The following is a 16,226-nucleotide window of genomic DNA, read 5'->3' as shown; positions in this document are numbered from 1 at the left end:
TCGTCCTGGAGGCCGCCGACGACGGTCTCGTAGGCGAGGGTCGGCTTGCCGGAGGCGGCCCAGATCACCTTGCGGGGCGCCTTGTCGGCGGCGGTGCTCTTCGAGCCGGCGGCCCTGGCTGCGGACAGGGCCTGCTTCTCCGCCGTGGCGGCGGCGACCGTCGGCTTGAGGGTGGCGACCTTGAGGGCGGCCTTCGTGGCCTTGTAGACGTGCCCGGTCTTCCCGGACTTGGTGGTGTCTACCACCAGGTCGCCGCCGAGGACCGGCAGTCCTTCGTACGTCCGCTCGTAGCGGGTGTGGACGGTGCCGTCGTGGTCCTTGATGACGTCACGGGCGACGAGGCTCTCGCCGGCGGCGAGGCCCAGGTTCTTGGCGGTGGCCGCCTTGGCCGAGTCGGCGTCACGTATCAGCTCGGCGCGCTGCGAGGCGGTGAGCTTCACGGCGACGGCGCCCGGGTTGATCCCGCCCGCCCGGGGAGCCTGCTCCGGGGCGGCGCTCGCGGCGCCCGACTGGACGGCCGCGGCCAGCAGGGCGGAGACGCCGACGAGGGCGACACCGGCGACGCGGCGCTTGGTGATGTGGGAGGTGCGTCTGTGGGGAGAACTGCTGCTCAACACGGACTCCTTCTGCATGGCCGCGGGTCGCGCGGCCAGGGGAGACCGGACGATGGGTGACCCGTCCGGGCAGAACTGGACGTACGCGGAACCAGGTGCATGGGGTCGTTCGGCACGACACAGCGGACGTAGCTGTGAGGTTGCTGTGAAGTAGCCGAGGGAAGAGTGGCAGGGGATGACGCTTTCTGTCAGGACCGCGTCAGCACATTGGCCGGAAACGGTTCGTTGACCGGAGCGCCATGTTCGGTAAACGAACTGTCCCTCGGACCGTGCGCCGATCTTCCATCGCGCGTGAGGAGGAATTCGCCCGTCGGACACGCGCCGGGAATCGCGCCGCAACGGTCGGACCCCTCGCGGAGGGAGTCCGCGGGGCAGCCGGATCCCCGCCGACCTGCGGGGAGTCGAGGACCAACGACGCGCGCGCCGCACCGGCCGCCCGGCCTGCCACAGGGGTCACACCGTGACGACGACCTTCGCCCGGGCGTGCTCCACTTCCAGATAGCGGATCGCTTCCGGCACCTCGCTCAGGGAGGCGTACGTCCGGTCGACGACCGGGACGACCTTCCCGGATTCGACCAGTTCCCGCAGGGTTGCGAGGTTCTCCCCGCACGGCGTCGCGGAGAAGGTGAGGATCCGCTGACCGACGAAGCGCGACAGCGCCGGGCCCCTCAGGATGAGCCCCATCGGCCCGAAGAGGCTGCCGCCCTCGGACACCCCGCCGCCGGACAGCACGAGCGTCCCCCTGGGCGTCAGCGCGCGCCGGAACGCGGCCAGGGAGCGATTGCCCACCAGGTCGAACACGACGTCGTAGCGCTGCCCCTCACGGGTGAAGTCCACCGTGGCGTAGTCGATGACGCGGTCCGCGCCGAGCGACCGCACCAGGTCCGCGTTCCGCGCGCTGCACACGCCGGTCACCTCCGCGCCGTACGCCTTGGCGATCTGCACGGCGAAGGTGCCGACGCCGCCCGACGCGCCGTTGACGAGCACCCGCAGCCCGGGCCGCAGCGGAGCCACGTCACGCAGCCCGATGAGAGCGGTGTTCCCCGCCAGCGGCAGCGCGGCGGCCTGCTCGAAGGTCAGACCCGCCGGCTTCGTCTCCACCACGTCCTCCGGCGCGCACACGTACTCGGCGAACGCCCCGTCGGCCTCACCGAACACCTCGTCCCCGGGACGCAGCCGCTTCACGTCGGCGCCGACCGCCTCGACCCGCCCCGCGAAGTCCCGCCCCCGGATCTTCTGCCGGGGCCGGCGGACACCGAAGGACAGCCGGGCCAGATAAGGATCGCCGCGCATGAGATGCCAGTCGTACGCGTTGAGGGAGACCGCCTCGACCCGCACCAGCACCTGGTTTCCGGTCGGTACCGGCTTGTCGGACTCGCGCAGCTCCAACGTGTCGGGAGAGCCGTACCGGTCCTGGGCGATCGCTTTCATCGGAACTCCGTAAAGCACCCCTGAGGTGCGGAAGTTGATCGGCTGGCGGGAGGAGCGCCACTGCTTGCGAGGCTAACCGAGCACCCGGTGCACGGGAATCGGGGACAAGCCCTAGGGGAGACCGGAGACCGCCGGCGCTCGTGCCGCGGCTCCCGTGTCCCCCGTCTCCCTGCCGTTCAGCCGTCGGCGGGCCGTCGCTCCCCGTGCCACGAGCGCCACAGCGCCGCGTAGGCACCGTCGGCCGCCACCAGGTCCTCGTGCGTGCCCAGTTCGGTCAGCCGGCCACCCTCCATCACCGCCACCCGGTCGGCGTCGTGCGCGGTGTGCAGCCGGTGGGCGATGGCGATGACGGTGCGGCCTTCGAGGACGGCGGCCAGCGCGCGCTCCGTGTGCCGGGCGGTCGTGGGGTCGAGGAGCGCCGTGGCCTCGTCGAGGATCAGGGTGTGCGGGTCCGCCAGCACCACCCGGGCCAGCGCCAGCTGCTGGGCGCGTGAGCCGTCGACGCGGAGGGCCTCGGGACCCAGCTCGGTGTCCAGCCCGTCCGGGAGCTCCGTCGCCCAGTCTTCGGCGCCGACCGCCGCGAGCGCGGCCCACAACTCGGCGTCCCCGGCAGCGGGTTCGGCGATGAGCAGGTTGTCGCGGACCGTGCCGAGGAACACATGGTGCTCCTGGGTGACGAGGACGACCTGCCGGCGCAGCTGCTCGGGGTCGAGGTCGACGACCGGCACCCGCCCGACCGTCACCGTCCCGCTGCCCGGCGCGTCGACACCCGCCAGCAGTCTGCTCAGTGTGCTCTTCCCGGCGCCGGAGGGCCCCACGACGGCCAGCCGTTCCCCGGGCCGCACCGTCAGATCGACCCCGCGCAGCACCTCGCCGCCGCGGTCGTACGCGTACCGCACGCCGGTGACGTCGATGCGGTCGTCCACCGGCGCGGGCGAACCGGCCGGGACGGCGCGCGGTGCGCGGGCGAGGCCCTCCACGCGGGCGAACGAGGCGCCGCTGCTCTGCAGTTGCTCGACCTGGTTCAGGATCTGGTCGAGCGGCTCGGCGAGCCGGTGCAGATAGAGCGTCGCGGCGACCACCGTGCCCAGGCTCAGCGTGCCCCGGGCGTGCAGCGCGCCGCCCACCAGGAGCACGGCGACCACCGGGACGACGTACGAGATCTCCACGGCCGGGAAGAACACACTGCGCAGGAAGAGTGTCCGCATCCGGCTCACCCGGGAGACCTCCAGCGCGTCCCGGCTCGCCCCGGTCCGGCGCTCGCCCAGCCCGAACGCCTCCACCGTGCGGGCGCCGGACGCGGTGGCCGCGAGGATCTCGGCGACCTCCGAGGTGGCGGCGCCCTCGGCGAGATAGGCGGTGCGCGCCCGGCGCAGATACCAGCGCAACGCGAACCAGATACCGGCCAGGCCCAGCACCCCGCAGCCGCCGAGCAGCGGGTCGATGGCGAAGACGGCGACGAGGATGAACAGGGCCTGAGCGCCGGAGATCATCAGCTGGGGGCCCGTGTCGCGCAGCGTGTTGCCCACCACCGTCACATCGGCGGTGCCGCGCGCCGTCAGATCGCCGGTGCCCGCCCGCTCCACGATCGAGGCGGGCAGCGTCAGCGTCCGCTCCACGAACTCCTCCCGCACCCGCGCGAGCGTCCGTTCCCCGAACCTGTGCCCCACGTAACGGGCCCAGCGCGCCAGCAGCAGCTGGGCCAGCGCCGACACGAGGATGACGAGCGCCGGTCCGTCCACCGCCTCCACACCGCCGCCGCTCCGTACGTCGTCGATCATCCGGCCGAGCAGCCAGGGGCCGACCAGACCGGCCGCGGCGGCCAGCGCGTTGAGACCGAGCAGGGCGGCGAACGCCCGCCCGTCCGCCCGGATCAGCCGTACCGCCGCCCGTCGCACATCGGCCCGCCCGGCCACCGGCAGACGGCCGCTCACGACATGACCTCCTCGTCCGCGCCGGCCGCCGGGCCCGCGTCCGCTACCAGGTCCACGCCGGCCGCCGGGTCCACGTCCGGGCCGGCCGTCACTCCGGCGCCTGCCGCCGGGCGGGTGTCCTTGTCCATGCCTGCGCCCGTCTCCATGCCTGCGCCTGTCTCCATGCCCGCGTCCGCCTCCGGGCCCGCATCGGTGTCCGGCTCCATGTCACGGGCCACCAGGGCCCGGTAGCCCGGTTCCGTTCTGAGGAGTTCGCGGTGCGTGCCCGTCGCCGCGCTCTTGCCGTCGACCAGGAAGCAGACGGTGTCCGCGCGGTCCAGCACGAGGGGCGACGTGCTGGTCACCACGGTCGTACGGCCCGAGCGCGCGGCGCGCAGCCGGGTCGCGACGGCAGCCTCGGTGTGGGCGTCGAGCGCGGAGGTCGGTTCGAGGGCGAACAGCACCTCCGGGTCGGCGAGCAGCGCCCGCACGAGCCGCACCCGCTGCCGCTGCCCGCCGGACAGGCTGCGGCCCTGCGCGTCCACGGCGGAGTCGAGACCGCCCGGCAGGCCGAGGACGATGTCGTCGGCGGCGGCCGTGCGCACGGCCCGGGCGATGGTCTCCTCGTCGGGGTCCCGGCGTCCTCGGACCAGCTCGCGCAGGGTGCCCGCGAACAGGTCGGCCTCGTTGTCGGCGACCAGGATCCGCTCGCGCACCTGGGACAGGGCGACCTCGTCCAGGCGTACGCCGCCCCAGGTCACGTCCGACGCGGCGTACCGGCCGAGGCGGTCGACCACGGCCTCGGACTCCGCCGGGCGGGCCCCGGCCAGCACGGTCAGCTTCCCCGGGACCACCCGGACCCCGGACTCCGGATCGTGCAGCACGGCCGGGAACCCCGGGGCGTTCAGCGCGTCGGACGGTTCGGCGACGGGCTCCAGCGACAGGAACCGTACGACGCGCCGGGCGGCGACCACGCCCCGGGAGAGTTCGTAGGCGCAGTCGATGAAGAAGTACACCGGCAGGACGAGGACCGCGACATACCCGTACACGGAGACCAACTCGCCGATGGTGATGACTCCTTGAGCGGCCAGCCGGGCCGCGATCCAGGTCACCGCGGCCAGGAAGAGGGTCGGCAGTCCCATGCCCAGCGCCTGGATCCAGCTGGTGACCGCGCCGACGCGGTACCCCTGTTCCCGCAGGTCCTGCGAGTCGCGGCGGAACGCGTCGGCGAACAGCCCTTTCCCGCCGAGCCCGTTCAGGACGCGCAGCCCGCCCGCGAGATCGGCGATCCGTGCCGTCAGCACGGCCTGCCGCTCGCGGTACCCCGTCTCGGTCCCCTGGAGCCGGCCCATCAGGGGCCCGACGAGAACGGCGATCAACGGCACGCCGAGCAGGATCACCACGGACAGCGTCACCGAGACCGGCAGCAGCAGCGCGGCGACCACGGCGTAGGTGACGACCGCGGCCAGTCCGGGCCCGACGACGGTCAGCGACCCGCTGATCGTCCGCACGTCGCCGACGCCGACCGTGACGATCTCCCCGGCCCCGATCTGCCGTGAGAGCGCCGCGCCGAGCCGGGCCGCGTGCTCGACCACGACCTTGACCGTACGGAAGTTGGCGTCCATCCGGACCTTGGTCATCGTGCGGTGCCGTACGACGCCGAGCCAGGCGTTGAACACGCCGGCACCCAGCACGGCGGCCGTCCAGCCGGCCAGTGCCGTTCCGTCGTCCGGCTCCAGACCGTCGTCGATCGCCCGGGACAGCAGATACGGCGTGAGCGCCGTGAGTCCCATCCACACGGTGGCGACCACCGCGCCCATGAGCGAGCGGCCCGCCTGCCTCGTGACCAGCCACCACAGAAACCGCCAGCCGCCCCGGCGGTCCGGTGTTCCCGGATCCGCGTACGCGTCGATCATCCGTCCCCTTTGCCCCGGTTCGCCATTCGGCCGGTCCGTCGTCATACGAGGCTGTCGCGCCACGCCCGGTGCAGGTCCGCGAACCGCCCGGTGCTCGAGACGAGTTCGGCGGGCGTGCCGTCCTCGACGACCCGCCCGTGCTCCATCACCAGCACCCGGTCGGCGATCTCCACCGTCGACAGCCGGTGCGCGATGATCACCGCCGTACGTCCCCGCAGCACCGTCGCCATCGCGCGCTGCACGGCCCGTTCACCCGGGACGTCCAGCGAACTGGTCGCCTCGTCGAGGATCAGCACGGCCGGATCGGCCAGCAACGCCCGTGCGAAGGCGACCAGTTGGCGCTGGCCCGCGGAGATCCGACCGCCGCGCTTGCGGACGTCGGTGTCGTAGCCGTCGGGCAGGGCGCTGATGAAGTCGTGTGCGCCGATCGCCTTCGCGGCCTGCTCAATCTCCTCGCGGGACGCCTCGGGACGGCCGATCGCGATGTTCTCGGCGACCGTGCCCGAGAACAGGAAGGCCTCCTGGGTCACCATCACCACCCCGCGCCGCAGTTCGGGCACCGACAGCTCGCGCAGATCGACCCCGTCGAGCAGGACCCGTCCGTCGGAGGGGTCGTAGAACCGGGCCAGGAGCTTGGCCAGCGTCGACTTGCCGGCGCCGGTCGAGCCGACCACGGCCACCGTCTGCCCCGCGGACATCGTGAGCGAGAAGGACGGCAGGACCTCCCCACCGGTGCGGTACGCGAAGCGGACCTCGTCGAAGACGACCTCGCGGCCGGGGTGTTCGGAGGCGAGCGCCGGCAGCCGCCGCGGCACGGAGGGTTCCGGCACGGACGGCGTCTGGGCCAGCAGGCCGGCGATCTTCTCCAGCGAGGCCGCCGCGGACTGGTAGGAGTTCAGGAACATGCCGAGGCGGTCGATCGGGTCGTAGAGCCGGCGCAGATAGAGGACCGCCGCGGCGAGCACTCCGAGCGCCAGCGAACCCGACGCCACCCGGGAGGAGCCCCACAGCACGATGCCCGCGACCGCCGTGTTGGCGACGAGACGGGAGCCGATGACATAGCGGGCCATCTCCAGCAGGGCGTCACCGTTCGTCTTCTCGTGCCGCCGGTTGAGCACCCGGAAGTCCGCTTCGTTGGCGGCCTCCCGGCGGAACGCGCGCACCGGGCGGATGCCGTTCATCGTCTCCGCGAACTTCACGATCACCGCGGCGATCGTCGTCGAGCGGACGGCGAAGATCCGGCCCGCCCGGTGCTGGTAGCGGCGGATGAGCAGATACAGCGGCACGAAGGAGACCACGGCGACCGCGCCCAGGCCGACGTCGAGCCAGAGCAGCATCGCCGAGATGTAGACGAAGGACAGGATGACCGTGACGAGTTCCTGGAGACCCTCGCTGAGCAGTTCGCGCAGCGACTCGACGTCCGTCGTGGAGCGGGAGATCAGCCGGCCCGAGGTGTAGCGCTCGTGGAAGTCGATGCTGAGCGCCTGGGCGTGCCGGAAGATCCGGCCGCGCAGATCGAGCAGCACGTCCTGGTTGACCCTGGCCGAGGCGGTGATGAACGCGTACTGAAGACCGCCCGAGGCCGCCGAACACAGCAGATAGCCGACGCCGACGGCGATCAGCGGCCCGTGGTCGTCCTGCCGGAACGCGGGCACGGCGCGGTCGATGGCGTACGCCACCAGCAGCGGGCCCGCCTGCACCGCCGCCTGCTGGAGCAGCAGCAGGACGGTGGTCACGGCCACCCGCGCCCGGAGCGGGGCGAGCAGCGAGCGCAGCAGCGTCGCGGTCGCGCCCGGGGGAGTGGGCAGGGCGTCGCGGTCGAAGGGGTCCTGGTACGGCTCGGGTTCCCCGGCCGCCCGGTCCCTCCCCCGCCCGCCGCCCGGTCCTTCCTCCGGCCCCTCGTCCTGTCTTCCGGTCGATCCCTCGTACGGTTCCTCGTTCGGGTCCCTGTCCGGCGCGGTGGTCGTGGGCGCCGCCGTCATCGGCCGTCCTCCTCTGCACCCGACATCAGATGGGCGTACTCGGCATGCGTGCGCAGCAGTTGGTGATGGGTGCCGACCGCCGCGACACGGCCGCCGGAGAGCAGGGCCACCCGGTCGGCCAGCAGGACCGTGGACGGGCGGTGCGCCACGATCAGCGCGGTCGTCTCCGCCAGCACCCGGCGCAGGGCGGCCTCGACCGCCGCCTCGGTGTGCACGTCCAGCGCCGACAGCGGGTCGTCGAGCACCAGGAAGCGGGGCCGCCCGACCACCGCGCGGGCCAGCGCGAGCCGCTGCCGCTGCCCGCCGGAGAGGCTGAGCCCCTGCTCGCCGACCTGCGTCGCCGTGCCCTGGGGCAGCGCGTGCGCGAAGTCGGCCTGGGCGACGGCGAGGGCACGGTCCAGCTCGGCCCGGCCCGCCGTCTCCGCGGCGCCCATGAGGACGTTCTCGCCGACGGTGGCCGAGAAGAGGGTGGGCTCCTCGAAGGCGACGGCGACGAGCTCGCGCAGCTCCTCGCGCGGCATCCCGGTGATGTCCCGGCCGTCCAGGGTGATCCGGCCGGACGTCACCTCGTGCAGGCGGGGGACGAGCGCGGTGAGCGTGGTCTTGCCGGTGCCGGTGGCGCCGACGAGGGCCATGCTCTCGCCGGGGCGGATGTGCAGGTCGATGTGGACCAGGACGGGCGGCGTGTCCGCGGGGGCGTCGGGGTAGCGGAACTCGACGCCGTGGAACCGCAGTCCGCCGGCGGCCTCCGGCCCGCCGCGGCCGTCGCCGGACACCGCTCCGGCCGGCCGCGCGATCGCGACGGCCTTCGCCGGGACAGGGTCCTCGGCCGGCGTGGCGGTCGCGGCCCGCCTCGATTCCGGGGCGGGTCCGCCGACGATGGCCGGTGCCGATTCGTGTGCCGGTGCGGCGGTGCCGGCAGGCGCCGGTTCCGGGGTGGGTGTGTTCACGGCGGCCGGTGCCGGGTCCGGGCCGGGCGCCGTCACCTCGGCCGACTCCGGTGCGGCGTCCATGACCTCGAAGTACCGCTCCGTGGCCGTCGCCGCCTCCTGGCTCATCGCGAGGAGGAAGCCGATGGAGTCGACGGGCCAGCGCAGGGCGAGCGCGGTCGACAGGAACGCGACCAGCGTGCCGGCGGAGAGGTGGCCGTCGGCGACCTGGACCGTGCCGAGGACGAGGGCGACGCCGATGGCGAATTCGGGCAGCGTGACGATGACGGCCCAGATGGAGGCGAGCAGCCGGGCCTTGACGAGCTCCGTGCCGCGCAGCGTCCGGGACAGGTCACGGAAGGCGCGCGCCTGGCTGCGATGGCGTCCGAACCCCTTGATGATCCGGATGCCGAGCACGCTCTCCTCGACCAGCGTCGTGAGGTCGCCCACCTGGTCCTGCGCCTGCCGCGCCACCTCCGAGTAGCGCCGCTCGAAGAGCCAGCAGACGATCATCACAGGGACGGCGGGGGCCAGGAGCACCAGCCCGAGGGTCCATTCCTGGGCCAGCATGATGGCGATGCCGGAGAGGATCGTCACGGCGTTCACCAGCAGGAAGGTCAGCGGGAACGCCAGGAACATGCGGACCAGCATCAGATCGGTGGTCCCCCGGGACAGCAGCTGGCCCGACGCCCAGCGGTCGTGGAAGGCGACCGGCAGGCGTTGCAGATGCCGGTACAGGTCGGCCCGCATCGCCGCCTCGACCCCGGCCAGCGGCCGTGCCACCAGCCATCTGCGCAGCCCGAACAGACCTGCCTCGGCGATGCCGAGCAGCAGCAGATACAGCGCTCCGAGCCATACGCCCGCCGCATCGTGCCCGGCGACCGGACCGTCCACCATCCACTTCAGGATCAGCGGGAACACCAGCGCCATACAGGACGCGACCACCGCGACGAACGCCGCGACGAACAACCGCGCCCGCACCGGCCGCACATACGGCCACAGGCGCAGCAGGCTGCGTACGGTCGAACGGTCGGAGTGGTCCTGGGCGGCTGCGTCTGGTGGTGTGGGCATCACGGGCGAGCCTACGTTTCACCACTGACAGTGCCCACCGAGTTTTCGGCGCACCTGAGTCGCTCGGGGCCCCGCGACCAGCCCGCGACCAGCCCGCGACCAGCCCGCGACCAGCCCGCGGCCGGCGCGGGGCCGGGCGTCGGGGGTCTGACCGGACCGCCCTCAGCAGACCTTCAGCAGGAGCACGGACCGGGGCGGCACCGTGATCGCCGTCCCCGCCCGGTGCACGACCCCGGGTGCCTCGGACTGCTGCTCCCGCGAGGTGTCCACGACCACCTCGTAGCGCGCGGCCCAGGGCATTCCCGGCAGGTCGAATCCCACCGGCCGGTCCCCGGCGTGCAGCACGGCGAGGAAACTGTCGTCGACGACCGGGGCGCCCCGGGCGTCCCGGCCGGGGATGTCCCGGCCGGACAGATACATGCCGAGCGTCGCGGCGGGCGCGTACCAGTCCCGTTCCGTCATCTCGGTGCCCCGCGCGGTGAACCAGGCCAGGTCCCGCAGTCCGTCGGCCGAATGGGCCCGCCCGGAGAAGAACGCCCGGCGGCGCAGCACGGGATGCTCGTGCCGCAGCGTGATCAGGCGCGACGTCAGCTCGAACAGCGCCCGCCAGCCGGGGTCGTCCAGCTGCGACCAGTCGACCCAGCTGATCTCGTTGTCCTGGCAGTAGGCGTTGTTGTTGCCCCGCTGGGTCCGCCCGAACTCGTCCCCGGCGACCAGCATCGGCACCCCGGTCGACAGCAGCAGCGTCGTCAGCAGATTCCTCAACTGGCGCCGCCGCAGTACCTGTACGCGCTCGTCCTCGCTCTCGCCCTCCGTCCCGCCGTTCCACGCCCGGTTGTCGTCCGTGCCGTCCCGGTTGCCCTCGCCGTTCGCCTCGTTGTGCTTGCGCTCGTAGGAGACGAGGTCCCGCAGGGTGAAGCCGTCGTGCGCGGTCACGAAGTTGACGGAGGCGTACGGACGCCGTCCGCCCCAGGCGTACAGGTCGCTCGACCCGGACAGGCGGTATCCCAGATCCCGTACGTCGGGCAGCGCACCGCGCCAGAAGTCCCGGACGGCGTTGCGGTAGCGGTCGTTCCACTCCGTCCACAGGGGCGGGAACGCGCCCACCTGGTAGCCGCCGGAGCCGACGTCCCACGGCTCGGCGATCAGCTTGACCCGGCGCAGTACGGGATCCTGCGCGATGACGGCGAGGAACGGCGACAGCATGTCGACGTCGTGCATGGACCGGGCCAGGGCGGCCGCCAGGTCGAAGCGGAAGCCGTCGACGCCCATCTCGGTCACCCAGTACCGCAGCGAGTCCGTGATCAGCCGCAGCACCTGAGGCTGCACGACGTGCAGGGTGTTGCCGCAGCCCGTGTAGTCCGCGTAGCGGCGGGTGTCCGACTGGAGCCGGTAGTACCCCCGGTTGTCGATGCCGCGCAGCGACAGCATCGGACCCAGCTCGCCCGCCTCCGCGGTGTGGTTGTAGACCACGTCGAGGATGACCTCGATCCCGGCCGCGTGCAGCGCGCGCACCATCCGTTTGAACTCGCCGACCTGCTGGCCGGTCGTGCCGGAGGCGGCGTAGCCGGCGTGCGGGGCGAAATAGCCGATGGAGTTGTAGCCCCAATAATTCTTCAGGCCCCGGCGCAGGAGATGGTCCTCGTGGGCGAACTGGTGCACCGGCAGCAGCTCCACCGCCGTCACCCCGAGGTTCACCAGGTGCTCGACCGCGGCCGGGTGCGCCAGCCCCGCGTACGTGCCGCGCAGGTCCTCGGGAATCCCGGGGTGCAGACGGGTGAATCCACGGACGTGCAGTTCGTAGATCACCGAGTCCGCCCACGGGGTCTTCGGGCGGTGGTCGTCCGACCAGTCGTCGTCGTCCTGTACGACGACGCCCTTGGGGACGAAGGGCGCCGAGTCGCGGTCGTCGCGCACGGTGTCGGCCACCTGCTGCTGGGGCCAGTCCCGGACATGCCCGTACACCTCCGGCGGCAGGCTGAAGTCGCCGTCCACGGCACGGGCGTACGGGTCGAGGAGCAGCTTCGCCGGGTTCCAGCGGGCGCCGGTCCACGGGTCCCAGCGGCCGTGCACCCGGAAGCCGTAGCGGCGGCCGGGGAACACTCCGGGGACGAAGCCGTGCCAGATCTCGTGGGTGAGTTCGGTGAGCGGGACGCGCGTCTCGGCGCCCCCCTCGTCGAAGAGGCACAGGTCGACGGCCTCCGCGCCGCCCGCCCACAGCGCGAAGTTGGTGCCCGTGGTGCCGTCGGGCCCGGTCCGGAAACGTGCTCCGAGCGGAGTCGGGGCACCCGGCCATACGGAGACGGGGGGCGCCGCCGGGCGCCGTGCGCCGTTCAGCGGGGGAGCGGCCGGCTGCGCAGTCGGCTCGGTGGCCGGCGGTGCGGGGGCGGACTGCCCCGTCAGGTCCATGGCGGTCTGCGCGGGCAGCCCGTCGCCCGCGGCGCGTCCCTCGTGGACCGCCTCCTGCTCGGGTGCGCTCGACACCGGTCAGCCTCCCACGGCTCGTGGAACGCCACGAAAAAGGGTGCACGGCGTCCCGGCCGCAGCTCCTTGTCGCGTCGTCCTCCCCACTGTTCTGCCCAGAGCGTGGCTCGCACTCACGTTTCCCCGGAGGGGCGGCGTCGTTGGGTCCCTTGTGAAGCACGTACAGACGCGCGCGCGGCGCGCAGGGGCCGCGCTGGCCGCCGTACTGACCTGGGCCGGCCTGCTGGCAGGAGCCTCCGGCTGCACCTCCGACGGGATCTCGAAAGGGATCGGTGAGGCGTTCGGCAAACCACGGTCGCCCGAGGACGTCATCCACGTCTCGCCCGACGACAAGACCAAGGGCGTACGCCCGCAGGAGACGATGCGGGTACGGGTGCCCAGCGGGCGCCTGGAGTCCGTGAAGGTCGTCAAGTCCCAGGACGCCCAGGAGTTCCCGGTGCCCGGGCACATCACCGACGACGGGCTGACGTGGAAACCGGACGACGCGCGGCTCTCGCTGGCCGCCAAGTACACGGTCGACGCGGTGGCCCTGGACGGGCAGGGGCGGCGCTCGGCACGGCACACCACGTTCACCACGGCCGTCCCCGACGAGCGGTTCATCGGATACGTCACGCCGGAGAACCGGTCCACCGTCGGCACCGGAATGATCGTCTCCCTCGAGTTCAACCGCGAGATCGAGAACCGGGCCGCCGTCGAACGCGCCATCCACGTCCGGGCCCGGCCGGCGGTCGCGATCCGCCCGCACTGGTTCGGCAACGGCCGCGTCGACTTCCGTCCCGAGGGGTACTGGAAGCCGGGCACGAAGGTCACCGTGGCGCTGCGTCTGCGTGACGTCGAAGCGGCACCGGGCGTGTACGGACTCCAGTCCAAGACCTTCTCCTTCACCGTCGGCCGCAGCCAGCACTCCCTCGTCGACGCCCGCGCGCACACCATGGAGGTGCGCCGCGACGGCGACCTCCTCGCCACGGTGCCGATCACGGCCGGGGCGCCCAAGACGACGACGTACAACGGGAAGATGGTCGTCACGGAAATGCTCGAAGTGACCCGGATGAACAGCCGCACGGTCGGTTTCGGCGGCGAGTACAACATCCCGGACGTGCCGCACGCGATGCGCCTGACCGACTCCGGAACCTTCCTGCACGGCAACTACTGGGCGCCGGACGCCTTCGGCAACACCAACGTGAGCCACGGCTGCGTGGGACTGCTGGACGTGAAGGGCGGCAGTTCGGACACCCCGGCCGGCTGGTTCTTCGACCGCAGCCTCATCGGGGACGTCATCGAGGTCGTCCACAGCAAGGACAAGAAGGTCGCCGCCGACAACGGACTCGGCGGCTGGAACATGGGCTGGAAAGCATGGAAAGCGGGTGGGGCGGTGAAGTAACCCGATATACGGGTATGCGCACTATGGACTCCAGTCGCGCCCCGTACGGCCGAAGTTGGGACTGAACGGTGACCTTCCCGGGGATCCATCGCTCCAGGTCGTGTGATTAATTAGCGCGATACGCGCGTGGGACGCGCTGGAGTGCGGGCCTGATCAGGCCGTGCGAGGGGAGAACGACTTTGAACGGGCGACCGATATCGGGGGCGTCGGTTGGCGCGCGGACACACAAGAGCAAGGGAATTCTGGCACTGCTGCTGGGAGTTCTGCTGCTCGCCGTGACCGCCTGCGGTGGGGGAGGGAGTTCGGACCAGGGGGCCGGCTCGGGTGACGGCAAGGGCAAGGGGTCCAGCGGTACGGCGGACACCAAGTCCTCGCAGGCGGTGGTGACCATCGCTCCGAAGGACGGCGCCGCCGATGTGAAGACCAGCGGTGCCCTCAAGGTCACCGCGGCCAAGGGCAAACTGACCGAGGTCGAGGTCGAGGACACCAAGGGCAACGCGGTCGAGGGCAGCATCACGGGCGGGGGCGCCACCTGGACGCCCTCCACCCACCTGGCCGCGGCCACCAAGTACAAGGTCCACGCGGTGGCCAAGGACTCCGGCGGTCGTGAGGCGGCCGAGGAGTCCGCGTTCACCACGCTGACCCCGAAGAACACGTTCGTGGGCATCTACACGCCCGAGGACGGTTCCAAGGTCGGTGTCGGGATGCCGTTCTCGATCCACTTCACCCGGGGCATCACGCACCCCGAGGACGTCGAGAAGGCCATCACCTTCAAGACCGAGCCGGCGGTCGACGTCCAGGGCCACTGGTTCGGCAACGACCGTCTCGACTTCCGCCCCGAGGAGTACTGGGCGGCCGGTACGAAGGTCACCGTGCACTTCAACCTCGACGGTGTCGAAGGCCGCCCCGGTGTCTACGGCAAGCAGGCCAGGACCGTGAAGTTCACGATCGGCCGCAGCCAGGTCAGCACCGTCAACGCCAAGACCCACAAGATGGTCGTCAAGCGTGACGGCAAGGTCCTCAAGACCATCCCGATCACCACGGGCAAGCCGGGCTACGACACCTGGAACGGCCAGATGGTCATCAGCGAGCGCCTCAAGGTGACCCGCATGAACGGCGAGACGGTCGGCTACGGCGGCGAGTACGACATCAAGGACGTGCCGCACGCCCAGCGTCTGACCAACTCGGGAACGTTCATCCACGGCAACTACTGGGGTGGCGGCGCCTTCGGCAACTACAACGCCAGCCACGGCTGCATCGGCCTGCGCGATGTGCGCGGCGGCTACGACGGCAAGGTGCCGTCGGCCTGGTTCTTCGACAACTCGATGATCGGCGACGTGGTGGTCGTGAAGAACTCCAACGACAAGACGGTCGCCCCGGACAACGGCTTCAACGGCTGGAACATGTCCTGGTCGGACTGGACCGAGTAACCGGTCGTCGTATCGGTCTCCGGCGGGCCGGGTGTGCTGTGACTCAGCACACCCGGCCCGTTGCCGTTAACGGCCACTAACCTGCTTCCATGACTGTGCATCTCGAAGTGGCCGAAGGCGTGGGCACCATCCGCCTGGACCGCCCTCCCATGAACGCCCTGGACGTCGCGACGCAGGACCGGCTCAAGGAGCTCGCCGAGGAGGCCACGGCCCGGCCGGACGTCCGCGCCGTGGTGCTCTACGGCGGGGAGAAGGTGTTCGCGGCGGGCGCGGACATCAAGGAGATGCAGGCCATGGACCACGCGGCGATGGTCGTGCGGTCCCGGGCCCTGCAGGAATCCTTCACCGCCGTCGCCCGCATCCCCAAGCCGGTCGTCGCCGCCGTCACCGGATACGCGCTCGGCGGAGGCTGCGAACTGGCCCTCTGCGCCGACTACCGCATCGCCGCCGACAACGCCAAGCTGGGCCAGCCGGAGATCCTGCTCGGCCTGATCCCCGGTGCGGGCGGCACCCAGCGGCTGTCCCGGCTGATCGGCCCCTCCAAGGCCAAGGACCTCATTTTCACGGGCCGCATGGTCAAGTCGGACGAGGCCCTCACACTCGGCCTGGTCGACCGGGTCGTCCCCGCCGCCGAGGTCTACACCGCCGCACACGCCTGGGCCGCCCGGCTCGCCCAGGGCCCGGCGATCGCGCTGCGGGCCGCGAAGGAATCGATCGACGCGGGCCTGGAGACGGACATCGAGACCGGGCTGACCATCGAGCGGAACTGGTTCGCGGGCCTGTTCGCGACGGAGGACCGGGAGCGGGGCATGCGGAGCTTCGTGGAGGAGGGGCCCGGCAAGGCGAAGTTCCTCTGATCGTTTCGCCGCACCCATGAGGGACACGGCCTCCCGGCCCCGGGGCCGGCAGGCCGGCGGCTGCCGATCCGGCGAACGTCACCCCCGTCATTTCCGCTGATCCACTTGCAGTTGACGCGATGTCTTACCCGGCGTCCCCCGATGGGACGGTTTATGCCAGCCTTAAGGCAGCCTTAAGCGCACCTTGTCGGGGGGCGGTGGTGATTGCCCTCGACCGA

9 protein-coding genes and 1 pseudogene are annotated in these 16,226 nt (G+C 71.8%); 3 read left to right on the top strand and 7 right to left on the bottom strand.

The genetic code is table 11. The annotated features are described in order from the left end of the window. The 7 genes and pseudogenes from ACWD68_RS09370 to glgX form a co-directional block, all read right to left on the bottom strand. A pseudogene (locus tag ACWD68_RS09370) lies at positions 1-614 on the bottom strand (M4 family metallopeptidase); the annotation flags it as partial. Between the two features lie 453 nt (positions 615-1,067). Then, entirely contained in the window at positions 1,068-2,045 is a 978-nt protein-coding gene (locus tag ACWD68_RS09365; protein WP_451805858.1) for an NAD(P)-dependent alcohol dehydrogenase, read from the bottom strand. A gap of 176 nt (positions 2,046-2,221) precedes the next feature. Then, positions 2,222-3,979, bottom strand: coding sequence for an ABC transporter ATP-binding protein (locus ACWD68_RS09360; RefSeq protein WP_451805857.1), 1,758 nt, complete (start codon positions 3,977-3,979; stop codon positions 2,222-2,224). Beyond that, the gene (locus tag ACWD68_RS09355; RefSeq protein ID WP_451805856.1) at positions 3,976-5,874 is read right to left on the bottom strand and encodes an ABC transporter ATP-binding protein; all 1,899 of its coding nucleotides are present in this window, start codon (positions 5,872-5,874) and stop codon (positions 3,976-3,978) included. Before ACWD68_RS09355 ends, ACWD68_RS09360 begins: the two co-directional genes overlap by 4 nt. 41 nt (positions 5,875-5,915) lie before the next feature. Beyond that, positions 5,916-7,856 carry an ABC transporter ATP-binding protein gene (locus ACWD68_RS09350; RefSeq protein ID WP_451805855.1) on the bottom strand — a complete coding sequence of 647 codons (1,941 nt, stop codon included), beginning with the start codon at positions 7,854-7,856 and terminating at the stop codon, positions 5,916-5,918. After that, positions 7,853-9,856 carry an ABC transporter ATP-binding protein gene (locus tag ACWD68_RS09345; RefSeq protein ID WP_451805854.1) on the bottom strand — a complete coding sequence of 668 codons (2,004 nt, stop codon included), beginning with the start codon at positions 9,854-9,856 and terminating at the stop codon, positions 7,853-7,855. The genes ACWD68_RS09350 and ACWD68_RS09345 overlap by 4 nt, the downstream gene beginning before the upstream one ends. Before the next feature lie 162 nt (positions 9,857-10,018). After that, the gene (gene glgX / locus ACWD68_RS09340) at positions 10,019-12,340 is read right to left on the bottom strand and encodes a glycogen debranching protein GlgX (RefSeq protein WP_451805853.1); all 2,322 of its coding nucleotides are present in this window, start codon (positions 12,338-12,340) and stop codon (positions 10,019-10,021) included. Between the two features lie 151 nt (positions 12,341-12,491). Between glgX and ACWD68_RS09335 the strand changes: the two genes are divergently transcribed. The 3 genes from ACWD68_RS09335 (at position 12,492) to ACWD68_RS09325 (ending at position 16,008) form a co-directional block, all read left to right on the top strand. Further along, a complete protein-coding gene (locus ACWD68_RS09335; protein ID WP_451805852.1) occupies positions 12,492-13,721 on the top strand; it encodes an Ig-like domain-containing protein in 1,230 nt (409 codons plus the stop codon). Between the two features lie 179 nt (positions 13,722-13,900). Next, positions 13,901-15,151 carry a L,D-transpeptidase gene (locus tag ACWD68_RS09330; protein WP_451805851.1) on the top strand — a complete coding sequence of 417 codons (1,251 nt, stop codon included), beginning with the start codon at positions 13,901-13,903 and terminating at the stop codon, positions 15,149-15,151. An 89-nt stretch (positions 15,152-15,240) separates the two neighbouring features. Then, complete coding sequence (locus tag ACWD68_RS09325; RefSeq protein WP_451805850.1) at positions 15,241-16,008, top strand: enoyl-CoA hydratase/isomerase family protein; 768 nt, start codon at positions 15,241-15,243, stop codon at positions 16,006-16,008. The last annotated feature ends 218 nt before the right edge of the window (positions 16,009-16,226 follow it).

The organism is Streptomyces sp. NPDC005141 (assembly GCF_053599975.1).
This window is presented reverse-complemented; position numbering and strand designations above follow the sequence as displayed.

Coding starts and splice junctions, on each gene's coding strand:
- ACWD68_RS09325 (WP_451805850.1), top strand. CDS start 15,241: ATGACTGTGCATCTCGAAGTGGCCGAAGGCGTGGGCACCATCCGCCTG.
- ACWD68_RS09355 (WP_451805856.1), bottom strand. CDS start 5,874: ATGATCGACGCGTACGCGGATCCGGGAACACCGGACCGCCGGGGCGGC.
- ACWD68_RS09365 (WP_451805858.1), bottom strand. CDS start 2,045: ATGAAAGCGATCGCCCAGGACCGGTACGGCTCTCCCGACACGTTGGAG.
- ACWD68_RS09345 (WP_451805854.1), bottom strand. CDS start 9,856: ATGCCCACACCACCAGACGCAGCCGCCCAGGACCACTCCGACCGTTCG.
- ACWD68_RS09350 (WP_451805855.1), bottom strand. CDS start 7,856: ATGACGGCGGCGCCCACGACCACCGCGCCGGACAGGGACCCGAACGAG.